The 14,344-nt window shown below is 72.5% G+C and carries 13 protein-coding genes; 6 read left to right on the top strand and 7 right to left on the bottom strand.

Annotated elements, in window-relative coordinates; genetic code table 11:
- The first annotated feature begins 191 nt into the window (after positions 1-191).
- Positions 192-1,058, top strand: coding sequence for a methylenetetrahydrofolate reductase (locus ATL45_RS03415; protein WP_093158816.1), 867 nt, complete (start codon positions 192-194; stop codon positions 1,056-1,058).
- A gap of 3 nt (positions 1,059-1,061) precedes the next feature.
- Here the strand turns inward: ATL45_RS03415 and ATL45_RS03410 are convergent, their stop codons facing one another.
- Positions 1,062-1,730 (bottom strand): DUF3153 domain-containing protein, encoded by a 669-nt coding sequence (locus ATL45_RS03410; RefSeq protein ID WP_093158813.1) that lies wholly within the window; start codon positions 1,728-1,730, stop codon positions 1,062-1,064.
- Between the two features lie 98 nt (positions 1,731-1,828).
- On the opposite strand from ATL45_RS03410, the gene ATL45_RS03405 reads away from it, so the two are divergent.
- Positions 1,829-3,508 carry a DUF885 domain-containing protein gene (locus tag ATL45_RS03405; protein ID WP_093158811.1) on the top strand — a complete coding sequence of 560 codons (1,680 nt, stop codon included), beginning with the start codon at positions 1,829-1,831 and terminating at the stop codon, positions 3,506-3,508.
- Between the two features lie 40 nt (positions 3,509-3,548).
- On the opposite strand, the gene ATL45_RS03400 is transcribed toward ATL45_RS03405, so the two are convergent.
- Both ATL45_RS03400 and ATL45_RS03395 read right to left on the bottom strand, forming a co-directional pair.
- The gene (locus ATL45_RS03400; protein ID WP_093158808.1) at positions 3,549-4,538 is read right to left on the bottom strand and encodes an SGNH/GDSL hydrolase family protein; all 990 of its coding nucleotides are present in this window, start codon (positions 4,536-4,538) and stop codon (positions 3,549-3,551) included.
- 110 nt (positions 4,539-4,648) lie between these two features.
- Positions 4,649-5,218 (bottom strand): GNAT family N-acetyltransferase, encoded by a 570-nt coding sequence (locus ATL45_RS03395; RefSeq protein WP_093158806.1) that lies wholly within the window; start codon positions 5,216-5,218, stop codon positions 4,649-4,651.
- A gap of 354 nt (positions 5,219-5,572) precedes the next feature.
- Between ATL45_RS03395 and ATL45_RS03390 the strand changes: the two genes are divergently transcribed.
- Together ATL45_RS03390 and ATL45_RS03385 are read left to right on the top strand one after the other, a co-directional pair.
- On the top strand, positions 5,573-6,019 hold the full coding sequence (locus tag ATL45_RS03390; protein ID WP_093158802.1) for an SAV_6107 family HEPN domain-containing protein: 447 nt from the start codon (positions 5,573-5,575) through the stop codon (positions 6,017-6,019).
- Entirely contained in the window at positions 6,016-6,786 is a 771-nt protein-coding gene (locus ATL45_RS03385) for a maleylpyruvate isomerase N-terminal domain-containing protein (RefSeq protein ID WP_246025144.1), read from the top strand. The genes ATL45_RS03390 and ATL45_RS03385 overlap by 4 nt, the downstream gene beginning before the upstream one ends.
- A 115-nt stretch (positions 6,787-6,901) precedes the next feature.
- On the opposite strand, the gene ATL45_RS03380 is transcribed toward ATL45_RS03385, so the two are convergent.
- The 3 genes from ATL45_RS03380 to ATL45_RS03370 all read right to left on the bottom strand — a co-directional run bounded on the left by ATL45_RS03380 (position 6,902) and on the right by ATL45_RS03370 (position 12,042).
- The gene (locus tag ATL45_RS03380) at positions 6,902-7,111 is read right to left on the bottom strand and encodes a hypothetical protein (RefSeq protein ID WP_093158799.1); all 210 of its coding nucleotides are present in this window, start codon (positions 7,109-7,111) and stop codon (positions 6,902-6,904) included.
- 95 nt (positions 7,112-7,206) lie between these two features.
- Complete coding sequence (locus ATL45_RS03375) at positions 7,207-7,455, bottom strand: hypothetical protein (RefSeq protein WP_093158797.1); 249 nt, start codon at positions 7,453-7,455, stop codon at positions 7,207-7,209.
- Between the two features lie 30 nt (positions 7,456-7,485).
- Entirely contained in the window at positions 7,486-12,042 is a 4,557-nt protein-coding gene (locus ATL45_RS03370; RefSeq protein ID WP_093158794.1) for an ATP-dependent helicase, read from the bottom strand.
- A 153-nt stretch (positions 12,043-12,195) separates the two neighbouring features.
- Between ATL45_RS03370 and ATL45_RS03365 the strand changes: the two genes are divergently transcribed.
- The gene (locus ATL45_RS03365; protein ID WP_093158791.1) at positions 12,196-13,977 is read left to right on the top strand and encodes an Hsp70 family protein; all 1,782 of its coding nucleotides are present in this window, start codon (positions 12,196-12,198) and stop codon (positions 13,975-13,977) included.
- A gap of 3 nt (positions 13,978-13,980) precedes the next feature.
- Here ATL45_RS03365 and ATL45_RS39940 read toward each other — a convergent pair whose 3' ends face one another.
- Positions 13,981-14,112, bottom strand: coding sequence for a hypothetical protein (locus ATL45_RS39940; protein WP_256258584.1), 132 nt, complete (start codon positions 14,110-14,112; stop codon positions 13,981-13,983).
- Between the two features lie 37 nt (positions 14,113-14,149).
- On the opposite strand from ATL45_RS39940, the gene ATL45_RS03360 reads away from it, so the two are divergent.
- A complete protein-coding gene (locus ATL45_RS03360) occupies positions 14,150-14,344 on the top strand; it encodes a DUF3046 domain-containing protein (RefSeq protein ID WP_093158789.1) in 195 nt (64 codons plus the stop codon).

The following is a 14,344-nucleotide window of genomic DNA, read 5'->3' as shown; positions in this document are numbered from 1 at the left end:
GTTCTTGAAACGCCGGAGGCGTTTAGCCCACCCTCGGCGCTTGCACCGCCGCGGGTTCTCAGCGTTCGCCTGGCGAGGACAGCCCGAGCGCCGTGTATCGGACATACATCAGTCCGGGATCCCGGAGAGGTTCCGCCACCCGCACCGCCACGCAGGCTGAGTTCGTCAGGCAGCCTTCTATTCTGACTCCTATGACGGTGGTGGACCGGTTGGGGAACGGGCGGACGACCTTCTCGGTCGAGTTCTTCCCGCCGCGCGACGACGAGGAGGAACGCGTCCTCTGGCGGGCGGTGCGCGAGCTGGAGCCGCTGGACCCGGCGTTCGTGTCCGTGACCTACGGCGCGGGCGGTTCCAGCCGGGACCGCACCATCCGCACCACCGGGCGCATCGCGCAGGAGACCACCCTGACCCCGATGGCGCACCTGACCGCTGTCGACCACTCGGTGGCCGAGCTGCGCAACGTCATCGGCTGGTACGCCGCGTCCGGAGTGCGCAACGTGCTCGCGGTGCGCGGTGACCCGCCCGGCGACCCCAACGGCGAGTGGATCAGCCACCCGGAGGGGCTCGAGTACGCCGAGGAGCTGGTGCGGCTGGTCCGCGACCTCGGCGACTTCTGCGTCGGCGTGGCGGCCTTCCCGCACGGGCACCCGCGCTCGGCCGACCTCGACACCGACGCCGACCACCTGGTCCGCAAGATCCGCGCCGGGGCGGGGTTCGCCATCGCCCAGCTCTTCCTGGAACCGGAGTACTTCCTGCGGCTGCGCGACCGGCTGGCCGCGCGCGGCTGCGACGCGCCGCTGCTGCCCGGCGTCATGCCGATCACGACGCCGCGGGTGCTGGCGAAGTTCGGCGAGCTGGCCGGGGTCCCGGTGCCTTCGGCGATCTCCGACCGGCTGCTCCCGCTGGCCGACGACCCGGCCGGGTTCCGGCGGGCCGGGGTGGAGGTGGTGACCCGCCTGTGCGAGCGCCTGATCGCCGAAGGCGTGCCCGCGCTGCACTTCTACACGCTCAACCGCTCCAAAGCGACGCGCCAGGTGGTGTCCGACCTCGGCCTCTGACGGTCAGACGTTCTGCTCTGCGCGGTTGCGGAGGTGGGTGCGCAGGGCGAGCACCGCCACCAGCGCGGCCGCGATGAGGGTGAGGGCTCCGACCAGCAGCGCCCAGCCGATCCAGTCGCCGCCCGAGGAGTTCGAGTACTGGTAGATCGCCGACAGCTCGGTGACCGTGCCCGGCTCCAGCGCCCAGGTCACCGTGCCCGCCGATTCCTGGCCGTTGGTGTTGGTGATCTCGCCCGGCGCGCTGATCTTGAGGTCCACCGCGGAATTGGTGTCGGCCAGCGGGGTCAGGTCCACCGAGCCGTCGACGATCACCAGCGAGCCGGAGCGGGACAGGTTCAGCCGGTACCGCGAGTCGGACTGGCTCAGCGCGCCGGCGAGCGTCTCGACCTCCGCGAAGCTCAGGTCGTGGAACGACAGCCGGGAACCGACGCGGTTCTCGGCGCGGAACGGCACGATCTCGACCCGGTCGGCCAGCGCCTCCGGGGGCCGCAGCTCGAACGGGACCTGCCCGTCGAGGGCCTCGGTGGTCACCAGCACGTCGCCGGACACCAGGTCCTCCCCGGAGACGTTCAGCGAGGCGTTGACGCGCAGGCATCCGCTGAGCAGCGTGCCGAGCACGGTGATCAGCACCAGCAGCGATGCCGCGCGGCGGCGCGGTCCAGTGGCCTCCACGTGGGCGATCTTCGCATCCGGCGGCCGATTTTGCCGACCGCGAAACCCCTCTCGTCGCAGTGGCGTGCTCATCGATCGCGCGCGATAGCGTGGCGGGCATGGGAGTTGACCACGACGGCGTGCACGAGATCAGCGACCGGTTCGTCGACGAGCTGGCCGCGCTCGACCCGATCGCCGCGACCTACCTGGGTGTGCCAGGTGGCGAAGAAGAACTGACCGATTACTCGCCGGACGGGCACCGGGCCCGGGCCGAGCTGTCCCGCCGCAGCCTGGCGGCGGTGGAGGCCGCCGAGCCGCGCGACGACTCGGAGCGCATCGCCCAGGCGGTGTTCACCGAACGGGTGGGGCTGGACCTGGAGCTGCACGAGATCGGTGCGGACATGTCCGCGCTGAACGTGATCGCCTCGCCCGCGCAGGAGCTGCGGCAGGTCTTCGACCTGATGCCGACCGACACCCCGGAGCAGTGGCACACCATCGCCCGCCGGCTGTCGGTGGTGCCCGAGGCGCTGCTGGGCCTGCGCGCCGGGCTGCTGTCGGCGGCCGCGGACGGCAACGTCTCGGCGGTGCGGCAGGTCACCAAGGTCGCCGAGCAGTGCGACACCTGGTCCGGGCGCGGCGGTCAGTCGTTCTTCGCGGCGATGGTGGCGCGCGCCGAGGGCGTGGACGAATCGCTGCGCCGCGACCTCGACGCGGCGGCGGAGTCGGCGGCCGAGGCCTACGCCGGGCTCGCCGACTTCCTGCGCGGCGACCTGCTGCCGAAGGCGCCGCAGAAGGACGCCGTCGGCGAGGAGCGGTACCGGTTGTGGTCGCGGTACTTCACCGGCGCCCGGCTGGACCTGCGCGAGGCCTACGAGTGGGGCTGGGCGGAGTTCGCCGGCATCGAGGCGGAGATGAAGGAGATCGCGAACCGGATCAAGCCGGGCGCGACGCTGGCCGAGGCGGCCGCGGTGCTCGACGCTGACCCGCGCTACCAGGTGCGCGGCCAGCAGGCGTTCGAGGAGTGGATGCAGCGGCTGTCCGACCAGGCCCTGCGGGACCTGCGCGGGACGCACTTCGACATCCCGGACGCCCTGATGGACCTGGAGTGCCGCATCGCCCCGCCGGGCGGCGGCGTCGGCGCCTACTACACCGGGCCCACCGACGACTTCTCCCGGCCCGGCCGGATGTGGTGGTCGGTGCCCGCCGACAAGGAGGACTTCCCGACCTGGCGCGAGGTGTCCACCGTGTACCACGAGGGCGTCCCCGGGCACCACCTTCAGGTGGCGACCGCGGTGCACGAAGCGCAGCGGCTGAACAAGTTCCAGCGGCTGGCCTGCTTCGTGTCCGGCCACGGCGAGGGCTGGGCGCTCTACGCCGAGCGCCTGATGCGCGAGCTGGGCTACCTGCAGGACGACGGCGACCTGCTGGGCATGCTCAACGACCAGCTGTTCCGCGCGGCGCGCGTGGTGGTCGACATCGGCATGCACCTGGAGCTGGAGATCCCGGCGGGCACCGGCTTCCACGAGGGCGAGCGCTGGACGCCGGAGCTGGGCCTGGAGTTCATGCTGAACCGGACGATCACCGATCCGCAGCACGTCCGCGACGAGATCGACCGCTACCTGGGCTGGCCCGGCCAGGCCCCGTCTTACAAGCTCGGCGAGCGCCTCTGGCGCGCAGCCCGCGACGACGCGAAACAGCGCCACGGCGCGAACTTCGACGTCAAGGAGTTCCACACGACGGCCCTGCGCATGGGCGGCATGGGCCTCGACACCCTCCGCGAACAGCTCGCGAGGCTCTGAGAAGGAGTGCGGGGCACCCGTTGCGGGTGCCCCGCACGCTTCACCAGGGTGCGTGCTCGGTCAGCTGGGCGCGGGCCGCCGCTTGGGCCGGGGCGTGCTCGGTTTCGCGCGCGGCGCGTTCGGCCGCTCGCTCGGCTTCGACGACGTTCGGGGCCTCGCCGTCCAGGACGTCGGCGATGATGCTGGCCTGCGCGGCCATCGCCGATGCGAACGGGTGGTACGGCGCCGCCACCGGGCTCAGGTGCTGGCCGTTGATCCAGGCCGCGCCGCCGGTGGCGCAGGCGTCGTGGCCCAGCGACGGGCCGTAGGTGTCGACGAAGGTGACGCCGGTGCGTTCGGCCGCGCCGGCGATCGCGGCGTTGAGCTGCTGCTCGATCTCGTCGGCGTAGCTGTAGTCGCCGTCGGCGATCGGGATGATGTCCGGGCAGTACCCGCTGGGCGGCACGATGCGCGGGTAGCCGACGACCAGGATCCGGGCCTGCGGTGAGCGCTCCTGCACGCCGCGCACGACTTCCGCCACGCGGTGCCCGGTGATCTCGATGCGCCGCTCGAGGTCGTCACCGCCGTCGACGGCGAAGTGCTCGCGGCACGGCGAGCCGACCGGGTCGGTGGCGCGCAGAGCGGAGCAAGTGGCGATGACGTCGCCGAAGACGCTCGAGTCGTTGCCGCCGATGCCCAGCGTGACCAGGTCGGTTTCCGGGGTGAGCGCGTCGAACTGCGGTCCGGTGTACCAGTCCTGGGCGCTGGTCATGTCGGTGGTGTCCGCGCCGCCGCAGCTGACGTCGGTGAACTCCGCCGGTTCGAGCTCGCGCGCCAGCAGCGCCGGGTAGTTGTTCGTGCTCCGCCCGCACAGCAGCGGGTCCAGGCGCATCCACGGGATCAGCGGGCCGGAGGTGAACGAGTCGCCGAGGGCGACGTAGTGCTGGTACACGGGTTCGTCGGCCGCCGCCGGGCCGGCGCTCAAGGAGAGCCCCGCCAACACCGACAACGCGATCCCGCCCGCTCTGCGGAGCACTCCCACCCGGCCCATCGGCACCTCCACCGTCGCTACCTGCTGGTAACGCAGTGAAGACGATCACTGGGTGATCGGCAAGGATTTCGTGAAAGAGCTTCGGATTTTTCCCCGTACGTGTGATCGGATCAGCGCTCTTCGAGCGGCAGCGAGCGGCCGAGCACCGCGAACGGGCGCGGATCCCCGGTGAACCGGTAGTTGCGCAGCACGTCGGTGAAGCCGACCCGGCGGTACAGCCGCCAGGCGCGCGTCGGGCCCTCCGGGGTGGACAGCAGGACCTTGTTGCCCGGTGCGCCGGTCAGCAGCTGGCGCAGGATCCGCTCGCCGATGCCCGCGCCCTGACCGGCCGGGTGCACGTGCAGCTCGGTCAGCTCGAAGTAGTCGTCCAGCCAGTCGCCGATCTCCGCGCCGCTGCTGAGCAGGCCGCGCCGGACCTGCTCGTGCCACCACTGGCCGGGGGCGCCGAGGTAGCCGTAGCCGATGCCGATGAGCTGGTCCTGCTCGCTGAACGCGCCGATGCAGCGCCAGCCCGCGCGCTGCATGTGCGCCGACCACATCGGGGCGCGCTGCTGGGCGGTGGCGGGCGGGTAGCCCATCGCGGTCACGTAGATCTGCAGGGCTTCGGGCAGCCGGGCCTGGAACTGGTCGGCGGTCAGCTCGGCGATCCGGTCACAGCGGGGTGGCGGGGCGGCGGTCACGGCCGAACACTAGCCGGTTCCGGGAGCGCGGTCGTTCCTGGCGTGCCCTCCGGGTGGCGAGGCGGTCACCGGGTGTTCGATTCGTCCCTTCGGGTGATCATCTTCCCTGGTAGTGCCTCGAACAGGTGAGCTACGGCGCATTGCTTGAGTCGATCGCCCAAGCGCGCTAATCTGGAGATGTTCGAACACGGGTTCGATGGACTCCAGTTCGAACGCAAGGTCCGGCGGTGGGGTGGGGGAAGCACTCCGCCGCCGGGCCTGCCGCCTCGGACCTGCTGGCCGGCGAAGGACGCCGGGCAGCGCGCGGTGCCCGGGTGGGCGTGGACGGCTTCGTCGTTGCAGAGGAGAGCGCCGATGTCTTTTTCCACCGATCTCTCGATTCCCGCTCCGCGGAGCTCCGTGGAGGACCAGGGCCCGACCCCCGAGGCGGAAACCCCGGCGGGTTCGCTGTCGTTGCTGCTCAACGCCCGAACCTGCCTGCACGAAGCGGAGCAGGCGGACCGGCCCGGTGAGCGGTACGCGGCCGCCCACGTGGCCGCGTTGCGCGCGGCCACCGCGGTGGTGGTGGCCCGCTCCTGGCAGCGCGAGCGGAGCCGGCCGGCCAGCGTGTGGACGCTGTTAACCGGGGCCGCCCCCGAACTGCGGGAGTGGGCGGCCTACTTCGCGGCGCGATCGGACCGGCGCGCGGCCGCCGAGGCCGGGGCGCCGACGATCACCTGGCTCGACGCCGACGCCCTGTTGGCGCGCAGCCGGGAATTCCTGGACATAGTCGGGCGGAGTTTGTTGGGGGTGGCGCGGTGAACGGCACTGACTTGGGACTGGACTACGGGCGGATGCTGGACCTGCTCGGCATCGAGGCGCAGTTGCTCACCGCGGCGACGCACGATGCGCATCCGGACGCGCCGGTGTGGAGCGCTTCCGGGCGGACGCTGGGGCAGACCGTCCGGCACCTGGGCGATCTGTGCGAGGACGTGCTGTGCTGGCTGGGGTCGGCGGAGGTCGAGCGGCCGTGGCAGCTGCCGGAGCGGCCCGAGCTGCGCGAGGTGACCAGCCGGTTCGCGGTCCGGTTGGCCGGGTTGCTGGCGGAGTTCGGTTCCCGGCCACCGCACGACCCGTGCCCGACCTGGTGGCCGGAGCAGCACGAGGTGCGGTTCTGGCTGCGCCGGATGCTGCACGCGACCACGGTGCACCGGGTGGACGTGCAGACCGCCGCGGGGGTGGCGCGGACCGAGATCGAAGCCGACGTGGCGGCCGACGGCGTCGACGAGGCGCTGCGGGTGTGGTTCGGCCACCGGCTGCAGGCCCTCGGCATCACGGCGAGCCGTGCCAGCTCGGTGGGCGTGCACGTGGCCGGCCGCAACTGGCTGGTCACCGCGGATCAGCGCGGAACCGCCGTGGTCGGCTCGGACGACGTGGCGGCCACGACGCCGGATGCGGTGGTGGGCGGTGATGCGGCGGCGGTCTACCTCTGGATGTGGGGTCGGCTGCCGAACCGAGCGGTGGAGATCAGCGGCGATCCGGACGCGGTGGCCCAGCTGTGGGGGCTGCTCCAGCTCGCCACGCGCTGATCGCGGCGCGGAAACCGTTGCACCGCAAGTGCGATCGGTTGCTCGCACCGTGCTCCGGAGTGGACGGCCCGGCCTTGTTCCTGCGCGAGGCCGGGCTTTCCGGCGCGACGATCGATCACTCCCAGAGGGAGAAGAGCGCTGCGAGCAGCAGCATCGAGATCAGGAAGGCCGCGTAGAAGACGAGGACCGCGACCAGTGCGGAGCTGGTGATCGCGCCGACGAGGCGTCGGCCGTTCCGCCAGCCGTGCCGTCGCACCTTGCGGTGGAAGGTCCACCCGCCCGCCGCCAGTGCGATGGCGAACAGCGAGATCGAGTACGGGTTCACGGCCCGAGTATCGAGCAGCGCTCGCTCGGCGATCGGGAAATGCTCGATTTTCCCGGGGCGCTCTCGTGTTGAAGTCGCAGCGCTGCGTCCGGCGTTCAGGCGATGATGAAGAGGAGCGCCAGCACCAAGACCATGACCGTGTACGCCGCGTAGTAGGCGAGGACGCCGACCAGCGCGGCAATGGAGACGAGGCCTGAGAAGTGCCAGCCGCCCTGCCGGCCGTGCCGCCGCACGAGGCGCCGCAGGGTGAAGCCACCTGCGGCGAACGCTATTGCCAACAGCACGACTTGGTGCGTTTCCATGCCCGGGTTATCGCTCGACGCGCCGCTTTCGATACCGATCATCACGACTTCCCGAGCGCGGCACCGCAAGCGTCAGGCGCGTAGACGCAGACCTTTCGGCGTGGCGCGGAATCCTGCCTCGGTGAGGATCGCCGCGAGCCGTGATCCCCACGCGCCTTCGCCGTCGGCGCGCTGCACCGAGAGCTGTTCCAACCAGCCATCGCGGACGACACGCGCGAGCCCGCCCGCGGCCGCGCGCAGCGCGGACTCGTCCTCGGTGAACGACAGCAGCGACTTCCCGCCCCGCTCGACGTAGAACACCGCCTCCCCGGACACGAGAACCACCAGCGCGCCCGCCTTGCGCCCCGGCCGGTGCCGGGTTTCGCCCATCACGGCGGGCCAGTCCAGCGCGCCCCCGTACGGCTGAGCCGGATCGGCCGCGGCCAGCACCACGGCGTCACCCGCGCCTTCGTCGCGGGACAGCGCCCGCAGGCGGTCGATCGCGCCGGGCACCGCGAACTGCGCGGCCCCGAGCCCCTCGACGACGTACCCGCGACGGCAGCGCCCGGACTCCTCCATCGCCCGAAGCACCTTGTACACAGCGGAAAACCCGCCGGTGACGCGCTCGATGTCCAGCGCTCCGCGGGTCAGCACACCGTGCCGCTCCAAGAATGCTTCGGCGCGGGCGTGCGCACGCCGCGTCGGCTCGCTCGAAGGCTGAGGTGCCAGGGACCAACGTCCGGAGACGGTGGGCGGGCCGCTCCGGCTGGGCATCGACGGACGTCCCGCGCGCAGCCGCGCATAACGGCCGCGCGGTGCACTGCGGCGCGGTTTGTGCGCAGCGCCGCGTCCGGACACCAGGGACCGCAACGGCGCCAACGTGTCGTTGGTGACCGTGCCGGACCAGACCAGATCCCACAGCGCGGAGGTGACCGCGTCATCTGCGGGAACGCTCTCGTCCTGCTCCAGCAGCAGCGCCCCGGCCCGGTCGGCCAGCTGCCGGAAGAACAGCGCCCCACCGTCCAATGCGGACACCACCGCCCGGTGCAGCGGAGAGTCGGTGCCGGGCTCCTCGGGCAGGTCCGGCAGCAGCAGGTCGGCCACATCGGTGGGTGCCAGCGCGATCCAGCCGTCCCCGCCTGCCAAGGCGCCGGAGCCGACCCAGGTGACCTCGCCGGTCGCGGTCAGCTCGTCGAGCAGCGCGGGGGAGTAGCCGGGCAGCCGCGCGGGCAGGATCAGCGACTCCAGGCCGCTGGCCGGGACCGGGACACCGGCGAGCTGCTCGACGGCGGAGTACACGTCGTCCACCGTCGGCGCCGTGCGCAACCGCGCACCGATGCCGTGCCAGGCGGGCAGGAACCGTCCCAGCGCTGCGGGTTCGACCGGCTCGACCTCCGCGCGCAGCCGGGCCAGCGAAGCCCGCCGCAGCCGCCGCAGCACCTCGGCGTCGCAGTACTCCAGCGCCCGTCCGCCACCGGCTTCCAGCGGCCGCAGCTCACCGCGGACCAGCCGTCCGGTGCCGGTCAGCCGGTCCAGCACGCCGTGCACCACGGCCACGCCGAGGCCGAAGCGCTGAGCTGCCGCATCGGCGGTGAACGGCCCGCGGCAGCGGGCGTAGCGGATCAGCAGGTCGCCCAGCGGATCGGCCACCGGCTCGGTGAACGCCTCGGGCACTCCCACCGGCAGCGCGACACCGAGCGCATCGCGGACCTTGCCCGCGTCCTCGACCGCGATCCAGCGCTCCTGCCCGGCGATGCGCACCTTGAGCACGCGCCGCTGTTCGGCGAGCTCGCCCAGCCATTCCGGGCGCACGCCCCGGGTCTCGGCCTCCTCGGTGGACAGATCGCCGAGGAAGCGCAGCAGATCCACCGCGGCTTCGGCATCGCGGGCGTGCCGGTCCGGGTCGAGCCGTTGCAGCTGCCCCTCGATCTCCGCCAGGGATTCGGCGTCGAGCAGTTCCCGCAGCGCCTCGGAACCGAGCAGTTCGGCCAGCAGCGTCGAGTCGAGGCTCAGCGCGGCCGATCGCCGCTCGGCCAGCGGCGCGTCGGTCTCGTACAGGAACATGCCGATGTAGCCGAACAGCAGGCTGCGCGCGAACGGCGACGGCGTCGGGGTCTCGACCTCGACCACCCGCACCTTCCGTGCGGCCACCTGCGACATCAGCTCGGTCAACCCGGGCAGGTCGTAGACGTCCTGCAGGCATTCCCGCATCGCCTCCAGCACGATGGGGAACTGCTCGTACTGCGCTGCCACCGCCAGCAGTTGCGCCGCCCGCTGCCGCTGCTGCCACAGCGGGGAGCGGCGACGCGGATCGCGTCGCGGCAGCAGCAGCGCCCGCGCCGCGCACTCCCGGAAACGAGCGGCGAACAGCGCTGAGCCGCCGACCTCGTCGGTCACCACCTGCTGGACCTCGTCCGGCGGCAGCAGCACGTCCTCCGCGGTCGGCAGCACCTCCACGCCGGAGTCGTCCAGCGCGTCGGCCAACCGCAGCACGATCCCGTCGTCGGAGGAGGCGACCTGCGGTTCGATGCCGCGCCGCTCCCGGATCCGCGCCCCGATCGCCAGCGCCCACGGGCCGTTGACCTTCGCACCGAACGGCGAGTGCACCACGAGCCGCCAGTCGCCGAGCTCGTCGCGGAACCGCTCCACCACGATCGTCCGGTCGTCGGGCACGTGCCGGGTGGCCCGCCGCTGTTCGTCCAAATAGGACAGCAGGTTGTCCTGCGCCCAGCCGTCGAGCCCGGCGGCCGCGATCCGCTCCCGCGCGGCAGCGGTGTCCGCGCCGGTCAGCTCGCGGACGAAGGCGCCGAGCGCGCGCCCCAGTTCGAGCGGCCGGCCCGGCGAATCGCCCTTCCAGAACGGCATCCGGGCCGGCTGACCGGGGGCGGGCGTGACCACGACCCGGTCGTGGGTGATGTCCTCCACCCGCCACGCCGAGGTGCCGAGCAGGAACGTGTCGCCCACCCGCGATTCGTAGACCATCTCCTCGTCGAGCTCGCCTACGCGCACGCCGCCCTTGCCCGCGGCGTCCTCGCCCGGCGTGGTCACCATGAACAGGCCGCGATCGGGGATCGTGCCGCCCGAGGTGACCGCCAGCCGCTGCGCACCCGGCCGCGCGCGCAGCTCGTCGTTGACCCGGTCCCAGACGATGCGGGCCCGCAGCTCGCCGAACTCCTCGCTCGGATAGCGGCCCGCCAGCATGTCCAGCACCGCGTTCAGCGCCGAATCGGGCAACCCGGCGAACGGCGCGGCGCGGCGCACGACGGCGGCCAGCTGCGGCAGGTGCCAGGGATCCATCGCGACCATCGACACCACGTGCTGCGCCAGCACGTCCAGCGGGTTGCGGGGGAAGGCGATCGATTCGATCAACCCGTCGGCCATCCGCTCCGACACGACCGCGCACCCGACGAGATCGCCGCGGAACTTCGGGAACACCACGCCGCGCGAGACCGCGCCGACCTGGTGCCCACCGCGTCCGATGCGCTGCAGCCCGGAAGCCACGCTCGGCGGCGTCTCGACCTGGACCACCAGGTCGACCGCGCCCATGTCGATGCCCAGCTCCAGCGACGAGGTGGCCACCACGCAGGGCAGCCGACCGGACTTGAGCTCCTCCTCGACCACGGCGCGCTGCTCCTTGGACATCGAGCCGTGGTGCGCCTTGGCGATGACCGGCGGTGCCCCGGCGGCCACCCCGGAACCGCCCACCGCCTCGGCCGGGAACCGCGTCGCCGGTTCGAGCTCCTCCTCGGCCGCCAGCTCGTTGATCCCCGCGGTCAGCCGCTCGGCCAGCCGCCGGGAGTTGCTGAACACGATGGTCGAGCGGTGCTGCCGGATCAGCTCCAGGATCCGCTCCTGCACCGACGGCCAGATCGACGGCTTCTGATCGTCCCCGTCACCGCTGGAGGCGCCCAGTTCGGCCATGTCCGGCACCGGCACCTCGACGCGGACCTCGACCTCCTTCGGGTGCGCGGGCTGGATGGTGCGGACCGGCCGCCCACCGGCCAGGAAGGTGCTCACCTCCTCGACCGGCCGGACCGTCGCGGACAGCCCGATGCGCTGCGCGGGCGTCGGCAGGAGCTCGTCCAGCCGCTCCAGGCACAGCGCCAGGTGCGCCCCGCGCTTGGTGCCCGCCACCGCGTGCACCTCGTCGACGATCACCGTCTCGATCCCGCGCAGCGACTCGCGCGCCGCCGAGGTCAGCAGCAGGAACAGCGACTCCGGCGTGGTCACCAGCACGTCCGGCGGCGTCCGGTTGAACGATCGCCGCTGGTCGGCGGGGGTGTCTCCGGTGCGGATGCCGACGGTGATGTCCGGCGGGGCGCTGCCGCGGCGCTGCGCGGCCTGCCGGATGCCTGCCAGCGGCGCGCGCAGGTTGCGCTCCACGTCGACCGCCAGCGCCTTCAGCGGCGAGACGTAGAGCACCCGGCAGCGGTGCTTGGCCTCCGCGGGCGCACCTTCGACGGCCAGCTTGTCCAGCGCGGACAGGAAGGCCGCGAGCGTCTTGCCGGAACCGGTCGGCGCGACGACCAGCGCGTGCTCGCCCGCCGCGATGGCCTCCCACGCCCCGCGCTGCGCTTCGGTGGGCGCGGCGAAGGCTCCGCGGAACCAGTCGCGGGTCGCGGGGGAGAAGGTGTCCAGCACATCGCGCACCCCTCCATGCTGGACCAACGGCCCGACAGCGCGGCGCCGAGACCGTCCGAAGTGGCCGCGGAGAACGTCAATGGCCGGGATCGGTGCTCCCGCGCGGACGCTGCATGGCAGCATTCCCGTGCGGGAAGGTCTTCTCAGCTGGGAGGGGGACGGGTGCGCGTCCTGTCGGTGGATCTCGGTACGTCGAACACCGTGGCGGTGCTGGCCGCGCACGGGCGGCCACCGCGCGTGATCGAGGTGGACGGATCGGCGACCATGCCCTCGGCGGTGTTCGCCGGCGAGGACGGCGGGCTCGTCGTCGGCCGCGACGCGGAACGCCGCGCCAGGCTGGACCCGTCCCGGTTCGAACCGAACCCGAAGCGCCGCGTCGACGAGAGCACCCTGCTGCTCGGCGACAACGTCGTCACGGTCACCGACGCGCTCGCCGCCGTCCTGCACCGGGTCGCCGAGGAGACGACCCGTCAGCTCGGCGGCGCGCAGCCAGACGAGGTCCGCCTCACCCACCCCGCGCAGTGGGGCACGGTTCGGCGCAACGTGCTGCTGTCGGCGGCGCGGCTGGCCGGGTTCAGCTGCAACCTCGTCCTGGTGCCCGAACCCGTCGCGGCCGCCGCGCACTTCGCGTCGTTCCCCGACCGGGCGCTGGGCAACGGCCAGGTGCTGGCCGTCTACGACCTGGGCGCGGGCACCTTCGACTGCGCGATCGTGGGGGCCAGCCAGCACGGGTTCGTGGTGCTCGCCGAGGACGGCCTCGGCGACCTCGGCGGTCTGGACGTCGACCAGGCGCTGCTGGAGCACGTCGGGCGGCAGGTCTCCAACAAGGACCCGCAGCGCTGGCAGCACCTGCTGCGGCCGGAGACCACCACCGACCGCCGCGCCCAGCGCGCCCTGATCGAGGACGTCCGGGCGGCGAAGGAGACGCTGTCGCGGCACCCGCAGACAGAGGTGCCGATGCCCGAGCCGTTCGAGGACGTGCTGATCACCCGCGCGGAGCTGGAAGGCCTGGTGCGCCCCACCATGCTGCGCAGCGTCGAGCTGCTGTCCTCGGTGCTGCGCTCCAACGGCATGGCGCCCGAGCAGCTCGCCGGTATTTACCTGGTGGGCGGTTCCAGCCGGTTGCCGCTGGTCGCGAGCCTGATCGGCGAGCAGCTGCGGGTCGTGCCGACGACGCTCGACCAGCCGGAGACCGCGGTCGCACTCGGCGCGCACCACGTGGCCCGCGACGGCGCGGCGATGTGGACCAACGACATCCGCCCGGCCCCGGCGCCGGCCCCGGTCGGCTACCGCGAGCCCGACACCGTGCGCACCCGCCCGGTCGCCCCGCCGCAGCCGGTGCCGCCGCCGGCCGATCCGGGCTCCCGGCGCAACCTCCTGATCGGCCTGGGCGCCTTCGCCGCCGTCGCGGTGCTCGTCGCCGTGGTGGCGATCGTGGTGCGCGTCAGCGGCGGCTCGCCGGCGCCGAGCGCGTCCGAGTGCTTCCAGCCCGGTGCCCGGGACGACAAGGGCTTCACCACGTGCCTGCGCAACTTCGCGGGCAGCGTTCCGGAACGCGCCAACTGCGCGCCCGGCTGGCAGCGGATCATGCCCGGGTTGCGGGAGCTCAGCGGCACAGTGGTGTCCTGCTCGATCGGCAACCCGAACGAGGGCACCCAGATCGTCTACACGCAGCTGGACTCGCAGGAGGCGGCGGCCGCGCGGGCCGACCTGCTGCTGTCCTTCAACGGGGTGCACAGCGACCAGGTGGAGGCCGACTGGACCGGCAACGGGCTGTCCGGCAGCTACCGCGCGGTCACCGGCATCGACTTCGGCACCCTGGTGTTCACCGTCGAGGACCGCCCGCTGGTCGGCATGCTGCTGCAGCCCAACGAGGACCTGAAGCTGAGCCCGGAGGACCTGGCCGACACCTTCGAGAAGACCGTCCAGCCGGGGCTGGCCTGACCGTCAGCGGCGGTTGCGCTGGTCCCACAGGAACCGCACCGCGACGACGATCGCGGCCAGCAGTCCGAGGGCGATCACGACCTTGCCGAGCGGGGTGGACAGACCCGTCGGATCGGCCTGCATCAGGAGCAGCACGCCACCAGCGTACCGGCGGCGCGTAGGCTGGCGGGCGATGCGCCACACAGCTTTCCGCCAACGCATGGCCGCCGAATTCGGTCGGGTCCGCGCCGAGATGCTGGCCCAGGACCACGTCTTCTCGTCGCTCGGCGGGCGCACCGTCGACCAGGCGCTGGAAGCCGGGGTGACGACCAAAGAGGTCTGGCAGGCGGTCTGCGAAGCCTTCGAGGTACCTCCCGAACGCCGCTGA

This window comes from Saccharopolyspora antimicrobica (assembly GCF_003635025.1).
Classification (GTDB): Bacteria; Actinomycetota; Actinomycetes; order Mycobacteriales; family Pseudonocardiaceae; genus Saccharopolyspora; species Saccharopolyspora antimicrobica.
Note: the sequence above shows the minus strand (reverse complement) of the source record. Positions and strands in the feature narration are given on the sequence as shown.